Raw genomic sequence first — 18,232 nt, 5'->3', positions numbered from 1 at the left:
TATCCCTCCTACTTCAAGCGAATTCTTGGATCTGCCATGCCATACAATACATCAGAGAGCAAATTACCGATAAGCGTAAGTACCGCTAGGAAAATCGTGAAGCCCAACATAAACGGATAATCCCGCATACTGATCGACTCCAGATAGACCTGACCCACACCCGGCCACACAAATACCTTCTCCAGAATCATCGCTCCACCAAATAAGGCCGGAAGCTCGAAGCCGAGTAGTGTGATGGCTGGAATCAGTGCATTGCGCAGTGCGTGCTTGAAAATAACCGTACGTTCCTTCAGGCCTTTGGCGCGTGCGGTACGAATGTAATCCTGACGAATGACCTCCAACATGCCTGTACGGAAATACCGGGTCAGGCTTCCTGTGCTCAGCATCGTAAGTACGAGTGTCGGCAGGAACATATGCTTGAGGACATCTACCATATAAGCCCATGAACCTGGCTCCATCCCTGCTGTGGTCATGCCCCCAACCGGGAGAATTCCCCACTCCAGGGCAAATATTTTGATGACCAATAGACCAATAAAAAATGAAGGTAGCGACATACATAAGAAAATGAATAATGTGACAAACTTATCGAATAACGAATATTGGAACTTGGCTGAAAATACCCCTGCAATAACCGCAATCAACCAGCTAAAAATAAGACTAAAAAAAGCGATAATAAATGAGTTCCATACATAATTGCCAATGACCTTCGTTACCGGCTGCTTATGCTGCAATGAATCCCCCATATTCCCCTTTAACATATTACCGGCCCATATAAAATAGCGTTGGTATTCTGGTTTATCCAGCCCGTAGATATGTCGTAGCTGCTGCGCCTTTTCGGCCGTCATATTCGGGTTCTGCTTGGCTGTAATATAATCACCCGGCACCATGGCTGAAATCGCAAATACGATAATGGATATGCCAATAAGTGTGGGGATGAGTTGCAGCAGTCTTCGAATAATGTACTGCTTCATATTCATTCCTCCAGACGAATAAAGTGATATGCCCAGCTCGTGAGAGCTGAGCATACGATTGGCAACCCTTATTGAGCGATCTGAGCGTTATGCAGAGTGAACTCAAAATCTTTGTATGGTGTAATTTCCAAGCCGGTTACACGTCCATTAACTGGCCACATATCTCTGCGTTGGTACATAAAAATAGTTGGCAGATCCTTGTTCAACTCTTGATAGAGCTGTTTGTAAATCTGTTTGCGTTTCTCTTGATCCAGCTCATGCTTACCAGCAAGCGTTAGTTCATCGACCTTCTTATTGGAATAGCCGATATCATTTTGTGCACCATTCGTAATAAAAGTCGTTGTATCCGGGTCTGGAGTTAAGCCCCAAGCCGCGAAGAACATATCAAACTTGCCTGTATCCTTTTTATCCATAATGGCGTTAAAATCTAAAGTTTCGGAAGTCAGCTTGATGCCTAGCTCCTTATAGTTATTGGACATGATCGGTAGCAAGGCCTCTACTACTGGATTATCAGCAGTCGCAGAGAAGTTGATGGTCAGCTTTTCGCCGTCCTTCTCACGGATTCCGTCAGCACCAACCTTCCAGCCTGCCTCATCCAGCAAAGCCTTCGCCTTAGCTGTATCAAATTCATATTTGTTGATACCTTCATCCGTATAAGACCAAGATTCTGTAGATTGTGGAATGTTAATAACATTCGCATATGGACCATACACGCCCTGCACAATCTCCTTGCGGTTTAACCCAATAGTTAAAGCCTGACGTACTTTAGGGTCCTGAAATTTCTTTTCCTTGTGATTAAACGCTATATATCCATAGCCATTTGTCGGCATAATATTCACGTCCAAGAAGCCTAGAGCCTTTAATTCCTCTACATTGTCTTCCGTAACTGTGATGTTGTCCATGTCCGTTTCGCCCGTTTGTAGCATAGACAGGTTCGTTTCTTCCGTTGTTGTTTTGAAAATAACCGATTTCACCTTAGGTGCGCCTTTAAAGTAGTTTGGATTCGCATCCAATACGACTTGTTGACCTGGGGAGAAGCTCTTCAGTACATACTGACCAGAGCCGATCGGCTTATTATTAAGCGCCTTGATGCTGTCCAGGTTACCCTTTTTGAACCCTTTTCCATAATAAGCTTCTGGCATGAAGTATTGCTCACCCAGAAAATCCTTTGTATACGCTGTTGCTTCTGTAACGGTGACCTCTACTGTATTATCATCAATGACCTTGATCCCCGAGATATCATTTGCTTTGCCATCGTGATATTCTTTACCGCCTTTAATTTTAAAAGACAATACATCGGTTTCTCCATCATAATTCGGATCATGCAGCACTTTGAGTACAAAAGCATAATCCTTCACGGTTACTGGAGTGCCGTCACTATACTTCACACCTGGTTTCAGATGGAATGTGTATTTTAGACCATCCGGCGATACATCAACCTTTTCAGCCAAACTATTTTCATATGTACCATCCGCCTTCACCTGTAAGAAGGAATCAAATACTGTTCTGACTACATATAAATCGTAAGTCGTTTGCCAGAATAGCGGGTTGAATACCCCTTTTGGTGATGTCATACCTACTACAATGTTATCTTTCCGATTAGTCGCTCCCGGAGGGTTTTGCGACAGATCAGTTGCTTTAATAACGCCCTCCGTAACAGGTGCACTTGCTTCATTTCCCTCTGTTTTATTGCCCGCATTGCCTTGCTGTGGCTGTGCCTCATTGGCACCTCCGCTACATCCTGCAAACAGAACACCAACGATCGTAAGCATCATAAGCAAAGAAACCCATTTCTTCGTCTGCATCATCCTGTTAATCCCCCTTAGTCGGTTCTTTATTTAACAGCCTGTCTCATTCCTGCGGTGATTCGTTAAAGCTTGAGGTTTGAAAATGAAGTTTGCACATCCTCCTTACTCTCTTTAATAACGTAAACACGTGTTTTAGACCTCTGGTCAATTTTGTGCGTTAACAACCATTACATTTTTATTAAGGTTTATCTTAAGTGTAAAATAATATCACGTCAATATCTTTTTTTATGTAATATAAAAATGCAAAATATCTATTTATGTAAACTTTATGAATTTCACTTGTGGAAAATGACAAAAAATAAGATTGCATGTAATATAAAATAACATTCCGGAAGGCCGAAATGTTTACTCTGGCGAGTTGAGGAGCTTGCAATTTCACAAGCCATTAAAAGGTATACTATAGTTTATGGGTAAACATGGATTGTATTATTAGTAAGTTACAATAGATGGCACTTGTTGTCAATATAAAAGATCACAAAAAAAGACATTCCCGGGATCGGGAACGTCTCTTTTTTCCACCCACTACTATTCAGTAGTGTAAGGAAGCAATGCGATTTGACGGGAACGTTTAACAGCGATTGTCAACATACGTTGATATTTCGCGCTTGTTCCAGTCACACGACGAGGAAGAATTTTTCCACGTTCGCTGATGAATTTTTTAAGCAGGTCTGTATCTTTATAGTCAATGTGAGTAATTTTGTTCACAGTGAAGAAACATACTTTACGACGTTTGTTGCGACCACCACGACGAGCTGGTCTTTTGTTATCGTCTCCGCCTTCTCTTTGTCTGAAGCCCATTCTTTGTCAGTCCTTTCCCAATTAAAATGGTAAATCATCATCCGAAATATCGATCGGTTTTCCGTCATCGGAAAAAGGATCCTGATTGTTTCGCGAGTTATTATTCCCGCGTCCACTATTGCTGTTACCGCCTCCGAAAGGAGACTCCTCACGCGCAGCTCCACCGCTATTGCCGCCACCGTTACCGCCATCGCGGTTAGATTCCAAGAAACGCACATTATCAGCTACAATTTCAGTCACGTATACACGTTTTCCTTCATTGTTCTCATAATTACGCACCTGGACACGGCCTTCAACAGCCGTTAAACGACCTTTGCGAAGATAGTTAGCGCATGTTTCAGCAAGCTGACGCCAGGTTACGATCGGCAAGAAATCCGCTTCCCGTTCGCCGCCTTGACTCGTAAACGGACGGTCTACAGCCAGGGTGAACTGGGTTACTGCTACACCAGACGGTGTATAGCGCAGCTCTGGATCTTTGGTCAAACGACCGATCAGAATGACACGGTTCAACAATCCAATCCCCTCCTTTGAGCGTTGTTCATTACATAATCACGTACAATAATTAAGCTACGTCGTTCGTAATGAGATAACGAATTACTTCGTCAGAAATTTTCATGATACGCTCAAGCTCAGTAACAACAGCAGGTTCTGCTGTGAAGTTTACCAGAACGAAAGAACCATCACGGAATTTCTTGATCTCATACGCAAGACGGCGTTTAGTTACATCGTGACTCGTAATTTCGCCACCGCCGTTAGAGATGATACCTTGGAATTTATCGACTGTCGCTTGAACAGCTTCTTGTTCAATGTCAGGACGAATAATATACATCGCTTCATATTTGCGCATTCTTTACACCTCCTTATGGACATAAGGCCCTCAATCTCAGTTGAGAGCAAGGAACGAGCCTAAGCTCGCACTAAAACAGTTTACCAAATCGAGCAACTGAATGCAACCTACAAATTCAATACACAAGCCTAACACGGCTAAATACACTGCATATCATTAGCTTTATACAATTTTATAGAACATCAAAAATTTCGCATATATAAAGGAAATCCTTTAATTCACTCACTATCTGTATACCCGATTTCGCATGTTTCTGTTCAAGACAGCGCACAATAACCGTTGCAGTTCAAATTCATTTATCTAAGGAGGCACCACCGTATGGGTGAAAAGACTGAGTTCGAACCAGGGGATAAGGCCCCAAACGACGGCGTATACATGGAGGTCGGAGAAAAGAGCTTCCATACTGAAATCCAAAACCCACAGCAAGTAACGCTGGAAAGAGGCGATTCTTTTCCCGAGACCGCCAACCATAATCGCAAATGGAAGAAAAAAACGAAAGCTCGTGTCCACTAATGTATATTTCCTCGAAATCCTGGCCATATTATGATTAGGCGATACAACAGAGAGGTGTGGTTCCGTTGGATGACGTAGCCGGACAAACTGTTAGGAGATCCATTCCGGGCATTAGAAGCATTAGGTTTGTGTAAAAGGACACTGTCTTTTCAACACGGTATTGCTTGTCAGTACACCGAGTTTCATGATGTGATTGGACAGATCGTATCCTGTTAAAAATGTATCGCCTACGATGGAGGACCTTTGTGGTCCTCCTTTGTTGCATTATCGGACTTTTTGCATATCCTGGTAAAATGCAGATTAATTCAGCTCCTTCTGCTAGAATATATCCAAGTACAAAGACCTACTATCTACGGAGGTTTAAAGATGAGCTATTCTCGAATATTAAAGTGGATATCAGGTATATTCGAATTGGTGCTTGCCGTACCGATTGTGGGGGGAGCTATTGTCATGGGGACCGGCTACTCGGCTCTGGGATTTATGCTTGTCCTACACGCAGTAACACTTATCCTGTCGTTACGCAATCAGGAGGCGATCTACGGCTCCGTATGGGGAGTACTCACTTCTTTGCTGGCCTGGATACCCTTTGTAGGCTGGGCTCTCCATTTGATTGCAGCGATCCTTCTGATGATCTCTGGCTCAAAAAAAACAAAACGCTATCATTACCCGCCTAACCAGCTATAACAAAAAAGTGCTCCTAACGGCAATGTTTCTCTGCTGTCAGGAGCATTTTTTTGCTATAACGCCTTATTCATTCCCCAATAGATTTGTAATCGTTTCTTCCATCTTACCCTCATGGTTTATCTTAGTGCTTTTCACTTTATCACACTCTGTTGACCTTTTATTCCACAAACAAAAAATCTCCTACGTCACAGACGTAAGAGATTGGTTTATTTAATGAAGTTAGTGGCGGAAAGAGTGGGAGTCGAACCCACGCACGCCTTGCGACGCCTAACTGATTTCGAGTCAGCCCCCTTAGACCTCTTGGGTACCTTTCCGCAGCAAGGATAATTATATCATCATTGCAACTGTGACGCAAGCTGATTCTAGTTCATCGCCATTCATCTTTCTTGGCTCAATTTGCTTCTGTGTTTTGCTCGTCGGCATTAGCCTTTGATCGCAGCACTTTCTTCATATTCTTTTCGAACTTGGCACGCGGAATCAGCACACTATGCTGGCAACCGACACATTTGATTCGAATATCCATCCCCATGCGGATAATTTCCATTTCATTTGTTCCACACGGATGAGGCTTCTTCATCTGTACAATGTCCCCTAGTTCAAATGACTTACGCTCCACCCTTCTCTCCCCCTTTTCTTCCTTGTTCATCTTCTTTTTCTAGGGTTATCGCTGTCTCCAAGGCTGCCTGACGATGTTCCTCATCCTCTAGGGCCTTCTTGATGTTATTCTGAATATCACGCTCTACCACGGCCCCTGTATTCGGCATACATTCTGCCACAACACGCACAATATACTCTGAGGTGGTCATGGACTGAACCCCTAACACATCCGGTATATTAAGTATCTGTACGTTGGACTCTTCAATACCTTGGATTGCCTGTTTTACCAAACCAACTGCTTCCTCTAGGCTACGCTCGGCCTTCATTGGCACATCCACTACCGCTAACGCGTTGGACATGGAGAAGTTCGTTACCGTTGTAATTGAGCCGTTTGGTAAAATGTACACCTCACCTTTCCAGCTCACTAGTCTGGTTGTACGCAGCCCGATCATTTCTACTGTACCCTTGAAAGTACCTGTCTGAATGACATCTCCTACGGCAAATTGATCTTCAAAAATAATAAAGAATCCGGTAATTACATCCTTAACCAAACTCTGTGCCCCAAAACCAACAGCCAATCCAAGCACTCCAGCTCCAGCAATCAGAGGGCCGAGATTAATACCCATTTGCGATAGCACCAGCATAATCAAAATGAAATTAAATACAATATTAGTTACATTTTTCAACAGTTCCCCAACAGTCGTTAATCGTCTTGTATTCAATCGGAACCTGCCGTTATCTCCCTTTTGTTGCATCGACTTATCTATAATTTTATTAATAACTCGAATAAAGATACGTGTGATGATAAAAATAATCGCTATTTTCAAAATCACAAACAAAAGGGTCGACCACATCGTACTATCAGTGAGCCATTTCCATACAGCATCCTTCCATTGAATCGCATCTTTCACTACGTCATCCGTACCTACATTACCGGCCAACCAATGTATTAAGGTCATGCTGTACTCCTCCTTAAACAAGGGAACTACTCTTCCTGCTTCCCGAATTCTATTTCCTACTATATAAGCTTATCTACTGACTTTAAACATATGGCTATGAATAATCTACTTCCTTCGAGTATAAAAGCACAAGTTTATCCATATACTAGCTACTATCTTGAGCATAAATGTTACCCGCAGGCTAATTGTTATTCTCCAAGGTACAGCGAGCGTAACCCGCACACTCCATTACAGAGCGAAAGGAAGATTCCATGACTCATCCATCTGACTTCATTCCGGGGCAAGAACCCCTAAGCTTAAAAATATCACACACAGACCCCGGGATCCAATCAGCCATCATCCATCGTCTGCTGTTCCATCTGCACCAGGCACCGAGTCTGCAAAATATCGTCATTATTTGCATCGGCACCGACCGTTCTACTGGAGATTGCCTGGGTCCGCTCGTAGGTACGCATTTAGCACGCTACAAAAGCCCTCTGTTTAACCTATACGGTACATTAGAGGAGCCTGTACATGCCATGAACCTGCAAACGACGCTAAACAGTATACAAGACCGGTATGAACAGCCTTATATCATTGGTATAGATGCATGTCTTGGACAAACCTCCAGTGTTGGATGCATTCAGGTTTCAGAAGGCCCTCTCAAGCCAGGAGCAGGTGTAAATAAAGAATTACCGCCGGTCGGCGATATCCATTTGACTGGTATCGTTAACGTCGGCGGCTTCATGGAATACTTCGTGCTACAAAATACAAGACTAAATTTGGTAATGAAATTATCAGATATCATTGCTGGTAGCCTATACTCCGCGATTAAGGAGTGGCATTACCGTTCTGTCCTGCTTGCTGCGCAAGAGTAACGGCTTCTTTTTCTTCAGGTGATAAGGAATAGGTGGATTGTCCCGCTTCTAGAGGCTTGGCATACACATATGAACCATCTCGGTTATAAATGCCGGTTAATACCATACCATCCTGATTGTCGTCTACAATAGCCAGAGAGAAGCTTAAATCACTTCCTCTCTCACCAAAGGCATTATAGCGTTTAATGCCTATATGTCCCTTCAAGCCAGTCAGTTTGCTGCGTAGTGATTTCATACTTGCACGATGGGTTTCCTGCTCATCCTCAATCGAATCCATCTGTACCTTCAAATCAATCAGCAGCGTTTCCAAATTCTCGACACCGCTGCCTGCCATCATGGTTTCATACTTTCGCCGCATCTTCTTCAGCTTTGCACCCTGCACGATAATAACAATCAACAGGATGAGCAAAATAAGCACGATCCCTGCAACGATTCCGGCAAGCTGTTCCATGATTAGTCCATTCAATTCAGCCATATGCTTGCTTCTACTCCTCTACCTCAAAAATCATGTACCTGCATACTTATATTTTATACGTTTGAGAACAGCGAAACAAATAACACAAGGCTATTAGTTTATCCATCAAAACCATTCTAATTCCTGCAATTCCAGACAAAGCAAAGACATATCTCACTTTCCATTTTGCTCAAGGAGACATGTCCATATTTCAACAAACTACTGTAATAGCTCCAGTAATCTTTCCAAATCCTGCTGGCTGTAATAATTCAATTCAATTTTGCCTTTATCCTTATTGTGCTTGATCTTTACAGTTGTTTTAAAGCGTTCACGCAGGGACTCTTCCATATGGTCAATATAGGGGTCCTTTTTTCGTACCTTTGCTTTGGCTTTCGCCTCACCAGGTTTATGATCCAACTGCTGTACAGCTTCCTCCAGTTCGCGAACACTCCACTGCTGTTCAATACATTGCTGTGCTAACTGTTTTACCATGTCTGGATCTTTGAGCCCAACAATAGCTCTAGCGTGTCCCATAGACAATGTTCCACGTGAAACATGATCTTTAACTTCTTCAGGCAATGCGAGCAAACGAAGGAAATTGGCAATATGAGAACGTGATTTTCCCACTTTCATGGACAACTCTTCCTGAGTTAAAGAAAATTGATCCATCAATCCCTGATAAGCTACTGCTACTTCCATAGCATTCAAATTCTCACGCTGCAAATTCTCAATCAGGGCAATTTCCATCACCTGCTGATCCGTAAAATTGCGAACAACTACAGGTATAGTCGGATTCCCACAAAATTGAGACGCCCGAAAACGTCTTTCCCCGGCTATGATTTCGTATCCTCGCAATACACTACGTGCAATAATAGGTTGGATAACACCGTGTTGACGTATGGATTCGGCTAATTCCTTAATGGACTCTTCATCAAACGTTTTTCGAGGCTGGTACGGGTTTGCACGCAACTGGCTGAGCGGAATGTCAACAACCTTATCTTCTTCATTGACCATAAGGGAGGGAATGAGTGCATCAAGTCCTTTTCCCAACCGTTTACTCATAAGATACCACTTCCTTTGCCAACTCAATATATACCTCTGCCCCACGGGAACGGGGATCATACGTAATAATGGACTGGCCATGTGATGGTGCTTCGCTGAGTCTCACATTGCGTGGAATAATCGTCTGATAAACCTTGCTTTGAAAATACTTTTTCACTTCTTCAATCACCTGAATACCCAAGTTCGTGCGGGCATCAAACATGGTTAACAACACACCTTCAATTTGCAGTGAGGTGTTCAGATGTTTTTGCACTAATCGCACGGTATTCAACAATTGACTTAATCCTTCTAATGCGTAATATTCACACTGGATTGGAATAATGACTGAATCGGAAGCCGTCAATGAATTAAGCGTCAAAATACCCAGCGATGGCGGGCAATCAATTAATATATAATCATAATTATGCTTAACGAGTTGAAGCGATCTTTTTAATCTCAATTCGCGAGAAATGGTCGGCACCAGTTCAATTTCCGCGCCTGCTAACTGAATGGTTGCCGGAATAATATCCAATCCCTCAACCTGTGTACTCATAATAGCTTCGCTAGGATCAACCTCGTTAATGAGTACATCATAAATGCAATTTGCCACGTCCGCCTTATTGATACCCACACCGCTGGTTGTATTACCTTGCGGGTCGATATCCACGAGCAATACCCTTTTGCCGAGGGAAGCAAGTCCGGCGCCCAAATTAACGGAAGTAGTTGTTTTGCCTACTCCGCCCTTTTGATTGGCTACGGCTATTATTTTTGACACTTCATTCACCTCATAATTTAATCGGAATCCTGCTACACTCCATAACTACAAAGCGCTCTATGGAGACGTTACTTAGTCCTTAACTTACGGATAACGGCAATTTCAGAATAGAATTGAGTATGCTGCGGTTTTATTCGGCGTTAGACAGAAAAAGCGGCAATTGCTGCCGCCTGTACGCTTCATCCCTTACTTACGTTTGGGAATTTGAATGACAATCTCATAGTGATCCTCATGATCAGATTCCTTGGTCTTGATATCCAAGCCTGAGCCAGACACCATATCAATGGATTGACGAATCGTATTCAGCGCAAGCCGGACATCCTTGGTAAAGGAAATCCGCTTCGATTTCTTATTGGTGGATACTTGTTTATAAAAGGCAACTCGTGCCTCTGTCTGCTTCACATTGAGTTCCTTGGCAATGACTTCATCTAAAACCTTGTACTGTAGTTCTTCAGTCTCTAATGACAATAATGCACGAGCATGACGCTCGGACACCTTCCGTTCCATTAGAGCCTCTTTCACTCTCTCCGGCAGATGAAGCAACCGTATCTTGTTAGCAATAGTGGATTGGCTTTTGCCAAGTCGTTGAGCGAGGCTTTCCTGGGTGAGCTGATGTAGATCAATCAGCTTTTGGTAAGCTACAGCCTCTTCAATCGCAGTTAACCCTTCCCGTTGAAGATTTTCAATCAACGCGATGGATGCAGCTTGTGAATCATTAAACTCACGAACAATGGCTGGAATAGTTTCCATACCCAGCTTGGTGACAGCTCTCCAACGACGTTCCCCTGCTATAATCTCATATTGTCCATTACGGAAACGAACGACAATCGGTTGAATTACACCATGCGTCTTAATGGTCTGGCATAGCTCATCAATCTTCTCGTCGTCAAATATGGTACGGGGCTGATAAGGACTGCTGACAATATCCCGAACTGGAATTTGTTTTATTTCGTCCCCAGTAGATCGCTCCGTCAAACCAAATAGCTTGGAAAATTGTTCTTTCATTCCGTATAATACCACCTAATTTCATAATAGCACCATACTAACAGCGCTTCGTGAAAAACAGTTCCTTACGCGGATCGTAGACCCTTTTATATGAAACAGCGCCGTAAGCGGGTACACTCCACGTACACCCCTGACATTTGTTGTCCCACTGCCCTATATGTATATCTGAATTCATGGGTACGGGAGCAGTCAACTTACATTAAAACGATTATCTCTATTCTATCACTTTTCCAGCCATAATCCTATCGTCTCTATCAGCTTTTCGGAAGGATCAGATAATAAATTATGCATCCTCTTTGACAACTATCTATCCATCTTCTTCCCCCATGTAAGCAAGAACGCATGTTAGCAAAGTGTCTTTTATGTAAAGAGTCTGTCAGCCATAAAGAAAGTGAATGTTTCACGTGAAACATTCACTTTCTTTCAAACAATTACACTAACGGCGTCTTCAAAGGAGTACCCGGCTTACGTGGATATTTCCGTGGTGTAGCCGCTTTTTTCTCAATAATAATCATATGTCTGGCTGCATCTTCAACGGGTAGCTGGAAAGCCTGAACATGTTTGATTTTTCCCTTTAGCTCTTTCAAACTGTAGGAAGCTTCCTTGATTTCCTCCGTAGGATCACTACCCTTCATCGCGGCAAAGTGTCCCCCTTCACGGACAAACGGCAGACAAAATTCATTCAATACAGCGAGACGAGCAACCGCTCTGGCTGTCACTAGATCATAGCTATCGCGGTATCCTGGTTTACGCCCCAATTCCTCTGCCCTGCTGTGAATCAGTTCAACATTTTCCAAACCCAACTGTTCTACCACATGGGCCAAGAATTGTATACGTTTGTTCAATGAATCTACAATAGTCAACTGAATCTGCGGAAAGCATATTTTCAAAGGAATGCCTGGAAAACCTGCACCTGATCCAATATCAGCCAAGCTTCCCACATCATTTAACGGAACATAAAAGGCCAGGGAAAGAGAATCATAAAAATGCTTGGTGTACACTGCATCGCGCTCAGTAATACCCGTCAGGTTCATTTTTTCATTCCACTCAACCAGCACACGGTAATATGTTTCAAACTGCTCTAACTGACTGTCATTAATCACAATACTATGCTCTGCCAGCCGCTGCTTAAATTGCTGTTGTATCGCGTCCATTATGATCCCCTTGCTGCCGTTACGCGGTTATAATGCTCCAGATAAACCAGCAAAATGGAAATATCCGCAGGAGTTACACCCGAAATACGGGATGCTTGGCCAATCGACATCGGACGGATCTTTTCAAGCTTCTGCTTGGCTTCAATGGCCAGTCCTTGAACTTCATTGTATACAATATCCTCTGGGAGCTTCTTCTTCTCCATCTTTTGCAGACGTTCCACATGCATCAATTGCTTTTCAATGTAGCCCGCATACTTAATCTGGATTTCCACCTGCTCCTGTTCTTCCTCAGTAAGAGCTATAGGTGAAGGTGAGATTTGTGCTACTTGCGCATAACTGATCTCTGGTCGACGTAGCACCGTTAACAAATTACTGCCATCCTGTATTGGTGCAGATCCGCCTTGCTCCAGCATCTCATTTATATCAACCGGACGAACCTTCGCCAAGCGCAAACGTTCAATCTCTTGCTCTACCTTTTGCTTTTTATCCAAAAAGCGCTCGTATCGTTCATCCGTAATTAGGCCAATATCATGCCCGATCGGAGTCAATCGCAGGTCCGCGTTATCATGACGCAACAACAGACGATATTCTGCACGCGACGTCAGCAAGCGATAAGGCTCATTCGTACCCTTCGTCACCAGATCGTCGATCAGAACCCCGATGTAGCCTTGCGAACGGTCCAGTACGACGGGCTCTTTGCCCTGCACCTTGCGAGCTGCGTTAATCCCCGCCATAATCCCTTGACCCGCAGCTTCTTCGTAACCGGAGGTACCGTTAATCTGGCCTGCTGTGAACAAGCCAGGAACTTTCTTCGTTTCCAAAGTAGGCCATAACTGCGTAGGTACCATTGCATCATATTCAATAGCATAGCCATTGCGCATCATCTCTACCTTTTCCATCCCCGGAATCGAACGCAGCACAGCTAATTGCACATCCTCTGGCAAGCTGGTCGACAAGCCCTGGACATAGTATTCAGATGTGTTTTTACCTTCAGGCTCCAAAAAGATTTGGTGCTTAGGCTTATCACTGAAACGTACCACTTTATCTTCAATAGATGGGCAATAACGTGGTCCCGTTCCTTCAATCAGACCAGAGAACATGGGCGCACGGTGCAAGTTATCATTAATAATCTGATGCGTTTCTACTGAAGTATATGTCAGCCAGCAAGGAAGCTGTTCATTATCCGAAGACTTCGTTTCATAGGAGAAGAACTTCGGTTGATCATCACCCGGTTGTATTTCCGTTTTGCTAAAATCAATCGTGTCCTTGTGCACACGTGGTGGCGTTCCTGTCTTAAATCGAACCAGATCAAAACCCAGCTCTCTCAAATGCTCAGACAATCTCAACGAAGGCTGTTGATTGTTCGGACCACTCTCATACATCAGCTCGCCCATAATGATTTTTCCGCGCAGATAAGTGCCTGTGGTTAGGACAACTGCTTTACTTCGATACTCTGTGCCCGTCTTCGTAATTACACCTACGCAATGGCCGTCTTCCATAATCAGCTCTTCAACCATACCTTGGCGTAAGGTGAGATTCGGTTCCTTTTCCATCGTTTCCTTCATCGCATGCTGATAAGAGAACTTGTCTGCTTGTGCACGCAATGCATGAACCGCCGGACCTTTACCAGTATTTAACATTCTCATTTGAATAAATGTCTTATCGATATTCCGACCCATTTCGCCGCCCAGTGCATCAATTTCTCGCACCACGTGCCCTTTTGCAGGACCGCCAATAGACGGGTTGCAGGGCATGAACGCGACCATATCCAGGTTAATTGTGATCATCAACGTGCGACAGCCCATCCGTGCTGCTGCCAAGGCTGATTCTACACCCGCATGGCCCGCGCCTACGACAATTACGTCATAGTCGCCTCCTTGGTAACCCATACCTTTCTTACCTCCTTATACATTCCGGTCTTCACGCCGAATATGCTCTTGTATATCTATAACGATAGCAGGCTTATACCAGCCATACTTGAATGTTCTATTTGCCCAGACAAAATTGTGAAAATATTTGATCTATCAACGCATCATGCGCAGTATCGCCTACAATCTCACCCAAATGCTCCCATGCCAGTCTTACATCAATCTGGATCATGTCGATCGGTACAAATTGATCAGCTGCTTCATAGGCATCTACCAGCGATTGGCGCGCCTTCTTCAACAAAGCAATATGCCGTACGTTGCTGACATATGTCATATCCGCTGATTCCAGCTTGCCACTAAAGAATAACTTGGATATCGCCTGCTCCAGTCGGTCCGCTCCCTCATTTTCCTTCACAGACATCGGTACGATAAGCTCTTCGGGAACATAACGCAGCAACAAATCCCGGTCTACTTGGGCCGGTAAGTCCATTTTATTCATAATGACGATCGCTTGTCTACCGCGGATTTGTTCCATTAATGCCATTTCATCCTCATGCAGTGGTTCGTTGGCGTTAATAACGATGAGCAGCAGATCCGCTTCACTAACCGCCGTTCTCGAACGTTCTACTCCGATCCGTTCCACTACATCCATCGTTTCACGAATCCCTGCTGTATCCAGCAACTTGAGCGGAATACTATTAATCGTCACATATTCCTCAATAACGTCACGAGTTGTGCCCGGAATATCGGTCACAATGGCCCGCTCGCCCTGAGCCAATGTGTTCAGCAGTGACGATTTGCCCACATTTGGCCTTCCAACAATCGCTGTAGTCAGCCCTTCGCGCAAAATCTTTCCCTGCTCCGCCGTATGCAGCAGCCGATCAATTTCCGTCATAACCTGACTGCTTTTATCCTTGATTAAGTCAGATGTAAAAGATTCAACATCATGCTCAGGATAATCAATGTTCACTTCAATATGAGCAAGTGTCTCCACCAAGACATGACGCAGACGACGAATATTCTGGGACAGTTGTCCATCTACCTGCTTCAAAGCCACCGAAAAAGCTTTATCTGATTTGGAGCGGATTAAGTCAATGACGCCCTCCGCCTGACTCAGATCAATACGACCATTCAGAAAAGCACGTTTCGTAAATTCACCTGGCTCAGCCAGACGTATATTTTGCAGTAATAGTAAATCCATCACCCGTTTGACGGCTACGACCCCGCCATGAGTGCTGATTTCTACGACATCTTCTGTCGTAAAAGAGCGTGGCGCCCGCATCACTGTAACTAAAACTTCCTCCACCTTTTCCTGGCTTTGAGGATCTATAATATGTCCATAATGTACTGTGTGAGTTGGAGCCTTGCTTAGAGGTGTTTTACTACGGAACAAAGCCTCCACTTCTGTGACCGCTTCTGGACCGCTGACTCGTACAACCGCAATGCCGCCCTCGCCGACAGCCGTTGCAATGGCAGCTATAGTATCACTCAGCATAAAGTTTCTACCTCCTATCAAGTAGAAACGACATTGCCGTCCTTCATCAAGGACGGCAGCCGTTTCAGCGAGAAATATAAGAAAAAAAGCAATGGCTTCTGCATCTTGCAGAGAGCCATTGCGTCGGATTATTTTTTAGCAATGATGACGCGCCGATTGGGCTCGTCCCCCTTGCTGTATGTTCTAACCAGCGCATGCTGTTGGAGCTTGGCATGAATCAGCTTCCGCTCCTGTGACGGCATTGGCTCCAGTACCACTTCCTTGCCATAACGAATAGCCTGGTTCGCCAACCGATCTGCCAAATCCTCCAGCGTTTTTTGCCGACGTGCACGAAATTGCTCGGCATCCAGCACAATTCGGATGAACTTGTCAGAATGACGGTTGGCAACGATATTCGTCAGGTACTGCAATGCATCCAACGTCTGTCCTCTGCGGCCGATCAACATACCGAGCGACGGACCGGAGATATCCAGTGTACTTTCATCCTTGCGGTGGCGGACATCGACTTTAACGTCCAGTCCCATTCCTGCTGCTGTTTCACGGATGAAACGCACCGCCTCTTCATAAGCATCTATATGTCCCGAGGGTGCTTCCGTGTTCATCTGTGCTTCCTGTGCAACAGGCCTAGTTTCTTTTGATAAAGCCTGTCCCACGCTAGAAGGTGCTTGAGCCGATACATGAAGTTCAGCCGCGTGTGTGGTTTCAGGAGACGGCTCAGAGAGCAGCGTAAGCTCCACCTTCGCCTTCTTGACCCCGAGCCACCCCAGGAATCCTTTTGACGGCTGTTCCAACACGCTTACGGTTACCCGTTCACGGCTTACTCCCAGCTGGGAGAGTCCTTGTCTTACAGCATCTTCAACGGTTTTTCCTGATGTCACGACTTTCGTCATCTCGACTTTTTAGCCCCCTTCGTGTTTTTACCACCTTTTTTCTTACTATTGGAGGAACCAGTTTTCGCGAGACTGGCTGTTTTCACATTCGCAAGTGCTGCTTCTTTATCCTTATTCCGATAAAGGAAATAGTTTTGAATGATCGTGTAAATATTACTGTAGAACCAGTACAACGGCAAAGCGGATGGGAAGTTGTACGACATGAACAGAATCAGCACCGGATAGACGTACAGCAAAAATTGCATCGGTCCCTGCTGCGGCGTCGGATTCATTTTCATCATCATCCAAGTTTGGACAAATGTCGTAATCGCTGCCAAAATCGGCAGGATAAACAAGTGATCCGGTTTACCTAACTGGAGCCACAAGAAGTCATGATCCCGCAATGCCGAATTATAATAAATGGCATTATAAAGCGCGATGAAAATGGGCATCTGTACTACCAAAGGAAGACAGCCAGCCATCGGGTTGACTTTATTTTCCTGGAACAACTTCATCGTCTCTTGCTGGACTTTTTCAGGCGTATCCTTGTACTTCGCTTGGATTTCTTTTAATTGCGGCTGAATGGCCTGCATAGCTTTGGAACTACGTACTTGCTTGAGTGTAAGCGGCAAAATAATGGTTCGCACGATAATCACCAGAACCAGTACGGCCAGGCCATACTCTCCAGAGAACCATTGGGCAAATGTATCTAGCGCATACGAAAACCAGTAAACGACATATCTTTGCCAAACTGATCCATTGGCCAAGTCTGCCGTCGTGTAAGAATTGTGGGCCGTCTGGGCACATCCGGACAGCACAGCAACAAGTGCCAATAAGGCAATCAGGAGGAACCATTTTCCCCGTTGAGTCTTCAAACGCGACACTTCATAACCCCTTTCTTAACCAATCCATTCCAACGTAAATCATACCATATCCTGTAGGACAAAGATACTGACTATCGGCGTGAAGACTTGAGCAGCGAGGCTTTGCGTAGAACGTGCAGCACGCTTTTCTCCAGCTCTTGATACGACATTGTAACCGCACCTTTACGAACGATAAAAATCAGGTCAATCTGCTCCACCAATTCATGTTCATGATGGCGCACAATTTCCTTAACGATTCTACGCATCCGGTTGCGAACTACTGCATTGCCGATCTTCTTGCTGGCCGAAATTCCGACGCGGAACTGCTCTACCTCTCTGCGGCGGAACCAGTACACCACAAACTGATGGTTGGCAAAAGATTTGCCATGGCGGTATACGCGCCCAAAGTCCGCCCGGTTTCGTAGACGCAATTTTTTTTGCACGGCGCTTCTCCTTGCTCATCTCTTTTACACATGTCGGTAAGCTTACCTTTACCTTTTATATAGTAAGAAGTATGGACAACATTCCAACATGGTAATCTCGCTTATTTTATATCCGTTTTTAAAAGCTTCATCTAATATAGGACAGGATGCTGGACTTCTCCCTCTACTTTCGCTACATTTTCACAACAATAGAAGAAGGGGGCCGATCCCTGAATACCTCAATTATGAAAA

Annotated in this window: 20 protein-coding genes and 1 tRNA gene; 3 read left to right on the top strand and 18 right to left on the bottom strand. The window is 44.4% G+C overall.

Annotated features, from left to right (window positions below; genetic code table 11):
• Positions 1-8: 8 nt before the first annotated feature.
• From NLX78_RS04970 to rpsF, 5 genes are all read right to left on the bottom strand, one after another.
• Positions 9-971, bottom strand: coding sequence for an ABC transporter permease (locus NLX78_RS04970; protein ID WP_061830440.1), 963 nt, complete (start codon positions 969-971; stop codon positions 9-11).
• A 68-nt stretch (positions 972-1,039) separates the two neighbouring features.
• Positions 1,040-2,779 (bottom strand): ABC transporter substrate-binding protein, encoded by a 1,740-nt coding sequence (locus tag NLX78_RS04965; RefSeq protein WP_165178321.1) that lies wholly within the window; start codon positions 2,777-2,779, stop codon positions 1,040-1,042.
• A gap of 525 nt (positions 2,780-3,304) precedes the next feature.
• Entirely contained in the window at positions 3,305-3,577 is a 273-nt protein-coding gene (rpsR, locus tag NLX78_RS04960; RefSeq protein ID WP_013312800.1) for a 30S ribosomal protein S18, read from the bottom strand.
• Between the two features lie 21 nt (positions 3,578-3,598).
• Positions 3,599-4,090 carry a single-stranded DNA-binding protein gene (ssb, locus tag NLX78_RS04955; protein ID WP_013312801.1) on the bottom strand — a complete coding sequence of 164 codons (492 nt, stop codon included), beginning with the start codon at positions 4,088-4,090 and terminating at the stop codon, positions 3,599-3,601.
• Positions 4,091-4,139: 49 nt separating this feature from the next.
• Positions 4,140-4,424 carry a 30S ribosomal protein S6 gene (gene rpsF / locus NLX78_RS04950; protein WP_013312802.1) on the bottom strand — a complete coding sequence of 95 codons (285 nt, stop codon included), beginning with the start codon at positions 4,422-4,424 and terminating at the stop codon, positions 4,140-4,142.
• Positions 4,425-4,742: 318 nt separating this feature from the next.
• Between rpsF and NLX78_RS04945 the strand changes: the two genes are divergently transcribed.
• Entirely contained in the window at positions 4,743-4,937 is a 195-nt protein-coding gene (locus tag NLX78_RS04945; protein ID WP_254349767.1) for a YjzC family protein, read from the top strand.
• A 366-nt stretch (positions 4,938-5,303) separates the two neighbouring features.
• A complete protein-coding gene (locus tag NLX78_RS04940; protein ID WP_013312804.1) occupies positions 5,304-5,621 on the top strand; it encodes a hypothetical protein in 318 nt (105 codons plus the stop codon).
• Between the two features lie 223 nt (positions 5,622-5,844).
• On the opposite strand, the gene NLX78_RS04935 is transcribed toward NLX78_RS04940, so the two are convergent.
• The 3 genes from NLX78_RS04935 to NLX78_RS04925 all read right to left on the bottom strand — a co-directional run bounded on the left by NLX78_RS04935 (position 5,845) and on the right by NLX78_RS04925 (position 7,177).
• Positions 5,845-5,935 (bottom strand) — tRNA-Ser (locus NLX78_RS04935).
• Between the two features lie 77 nt (positions 5,936-6,012).
• Positions 6,013-6,237, bottom strand: coding sequence for a DUF951 domain-containing protein (locus NLX78_RS04930; RefSeq protein ID WP_025723137.1), 225 nt, complete (start codon positions 6,235-6,237; stop codon positions 6,013-6,015).
• Positions 6,227-7,177 (bottom strand): mechanosensitive ion channel family protein, encoded by a 951-nt coding sequence (locus NLX78_RS04925; RefSeq protein ID WP_235306825.1) that lies wholly within the window; start codon positions 7,175-7,177, stop codon positions 6,227-6,229. Before NLX78_RS04925 ends, NLX78_RS04930 begins: the two co-directional genes overlap by 11 nt.
• A gap of 251 nt (positions 7,178-7,428) precedes the next feature.
• Between NLX78_RS04925 and yyaC the strand changes: the two genes are divergently transcribed.
• On the top strand, positions 7,429-8,034 hold the full coding sequence (gene yyaC, locus NLX78_RS04920; RefSeq protein WP_254327999.1) for a spore protease YyaC: 606 nt from the start codon (positions 7,429-7,431) through the stop codon (positions 8,032-8,034).
• Here the strand turns inward: yyaC and NLX78_RS04915 are convergent.
• The 10 genes from NLX78_RS04915 to rnpA form a co-directional block, all read right to left on the bottom strand.
• Entirely contained in the window at positions 7,988-8,509 is a 522-nt protein-coding gene (locus NLX78_RS04915; protein ID WP_061830444.1) for a DUF4446 family protein, read from the bottom strand. The two genes, yyaC and NLX78_RS04915, sit on opposite strands and share 47 nt — an antisense overlap.
• Before the next feature lie 198 nt (positions 8,510-8,707).
• Positions 8,708-9,550 (bottom strand): ParB/RepB/Spo0J family partition protein, encoded by an 843-nt coding sequence (locus tag NLX78_RS04910; RefSeq protein WP_039272130.1) that lies wholly within the window; start codon positions 9,548-9,550, stop codon positions 8,708-8,710.
• Entirely contained in the window at positions 9,543-10,304 is a 762-nt protein-coding gene (locus tag NLX78_RS04905; RefSeq protein ID WP_013312810.1) for a ParA family protein, read from the bottom strand. The genes NLX78_RS04910 and NLX78_RS04905 overlap by 8 nt, the downstream gene beginning before the upstream one ends.
• A gap of 186 nt (positions 10,305-10,490) precedes the next feature.
• Positions 10,491-11,309, bottom strand: a complete 819-nt coding sequence (noc, locus tag NLX78_RS04900; protein WP_013312811.1) for a nucleoid occlusion protein — start codon at positions 11,307-11,309, stop codon at positions 10,491-10,493.
• Between the two features lie 431 nt (positions 11,310-11,740).
• Entirely contained in the window at positions 11,741-12,463 is a 723-nt protein-coding gene (gene rsmG, locus NLX78_RS04895; RefSeq protein WP_254349766.1) for a 16S rRNA (guanine(527)-N(7))-methyltransferase RsmG, read from the bottom strand.
• Complete coding sequence (gene mnmG, locus NLX78_RS04890) at positions 12,463-14,352, bottom strand: tRNA uridine-5-carboxymethylaminomethyl(34) synthesis enzyme MnmG (RefSeq protein ID WP_103049706.1); 1,890 nt, start codon at positions 14,350-14,352, stop codon at positions 12,463-12,465. Before mnmG ends, rsmG begins: the two co-directional genes overlap by 1 nt.
• 97 nt (positions 14,353-14,449) lie before the next feature.
• The gene (gene mnmE, locus NLX78_RS04885) at positions 14,450-15,826 is read right to left on the bottom strand and encodes a tRNA uridine-5-carboxymethylaminomethyl(34) synthesis GTPase MnmE (RefSeq protein ID WP_039272137.1); all 1,377 of its coding nucleotides are present in this window, start codon (positions 15,824-15,826) and stop codon (positions 14,450-14,452) included.
• Positions 15,827-15,954: 128 nt separating this feature from the next.
• Positions 15,955-16,716 carry an RNA-binding cell elongation regulator Jag/EloR gene (jag, locus tag NLX78_RS04880; RefSeq protein WP_069290743.1) on the bottom strand — a complete coding sequence of 254 codons (762 nt, stop codon included), beginning with the start codon at positions 16,714-16,716 and terminating at the stop codon, positions 15,955-15,957.
• On the bottom strand, positions 16,713-17,579 hold the full coding sequence (locus NLX78_RS04875; RefSeq protein ID WP_029518972.1) for a YidC/Oxa1 family membrane protein insertase: 867 nt from the start codon (positions 17,577-17,579) through the stop codon (positions 16,713-16,715). Before NLX78_RS04875 ends, jag begins: the two co-directional genes overlap by 4 nt.
• 71 nt (positions 17,580-17,650) lie before the next feature.
• On the bottom strand, positions 17,651-18,001 hold the full coding sequence (gene rnpA / locus NLX78_RS04870) for a ribonuclease P protein component (RefSeq protein ID WP_013312817.1): 351 nt from the start codon (positions 17,999-18,001) through the stop codon (positions 17,651-17,653).
• Positions 18,002-18,232 lie beyond the last annotated feature (231 nt).

The sequence above is a fragment of the Paenibacillus sp. Lou8.1 genome, from assembly GCF_024213565.1.
In the GTDB taxonomy this organism is placed as follows: Bacteria; Bacillota; Bacilli; order Paenibacillales; family Paenibacillaceae; genus Paenibacillus; species Paenibacillus polymyxa_B.
This window is presented reverse-complemented; position numbering and strand designations above follow the sequence as displayed.

What these genes read in the sequence shown, in the direction of transcription:
- NLX78_RS04965 (WP_165178321.1), bottom strand. Translation starts at nt 2,779, where the DNA reads ATGATGCAGACGAAGAAATGGGTTTCTTTGCTTATGATGCTTACGATC.
- mnmG (WP_103049706.1), bottom strand. Translation starts at nt 14,352, where the DNA reads ATGGGTTACCAAGGAGGCGACTATGACGTAATTGTCGTAGGCGCGGGC.
- NLX78_RS04910 (WP_039272130.1), bottom strand. Translation starts at nt 9,550, where the DNA reads ATGAGTAAACGGTTGGGAAAAGGACTTGATGCACTCATTCCCTCCCTT.
- NLX78_RS04940 (WP_013312804.1), top strand. Translation starts at nt 5,304, where the DNA reads ATGAGCTATTCTCGAATATTAAAGTGGATATCAGGTATATTCGAATTG.
- yyaC (WP_254327999.1), top strand. Translation starts at nt 7,429, where the DNA reads ATGACTCATCCATCTGACTTCATTCCGGGGCAAGAACCCCTAAGCTTA.
- rpsR (WP_013312800.1), bottom strand. Translation starts at nt 3,577, where the DNA reads ATGGGCTTCAGACAAAGAGAAGGCGGAGACGATAACAAAAGACCAGCT.
- jag (WP_069290743.1), bottom strand. Translation starts at nt 16,716, where the DNA reads ATGACGAAAGTCGTGACATCAGGAAAAACCGTTGAAGATGCTGTAAGA.
- NLX78_RS04945 (WP_254349767.1), top strand. Translation starts at nt 4,743, where the DNA reads ATGGGTGAAAAGACTGAGTTCGAACCAGGGGATAAGGCCCCAAACGAC.
- NLX78_RS04970 (WP_061830440.1), bottom strand. Translation starts at nt 971, where the DNA reads ATGAAGCAGTACATTATTCGAAGACTGCTGCAACTCATCCCCACACTT.
- mnmE (WP_039272137.1), bottom strand. Translation starts at nt 15,826, where the DNA reads ATGCTGAGTGATACTATAGCTGCCATTGCAACGGCTGTCGGCGAGGGC.
- rsmG (WP_254349766.1), bottom strand. Translation starts at nt 12,463, where the DNA reads ATGGACGCGATACAACAGCAATTTAAGCAGCGGCTGGCAGAGCATAGT.
- NLX78_RS04915 (WP_061830444.1), bottom strand. Translation starts at nt 8,509, where the DNA reads ATGGCTGAATTGAATGGACTAATCATGGAACAGCTTGCCGGAATCGTT.
- NLX78_RS04925 (WP_235306825.1), bottom strand. Translation starts at nt 7,177, where the DNA reads ATGACCTTAATACATTGGTTGGCCGGTAATGTAGGTACGGATGACGTA.
- rpsF (WP_013312802.1), bottom strand. Translation starts at nt 4,424, where the DNA reads ATGCGCAAATATGAAGCGATGTATATTATTCGTCCTGACATTGAACAA.
- noc (WP_013312811.1), bottom strand. Translation starts at nt 11,309, where the DNA reads ATGAAAGAACAATTTTCCAAGCTATTTGGTTTGACGGAGCGATCTACT.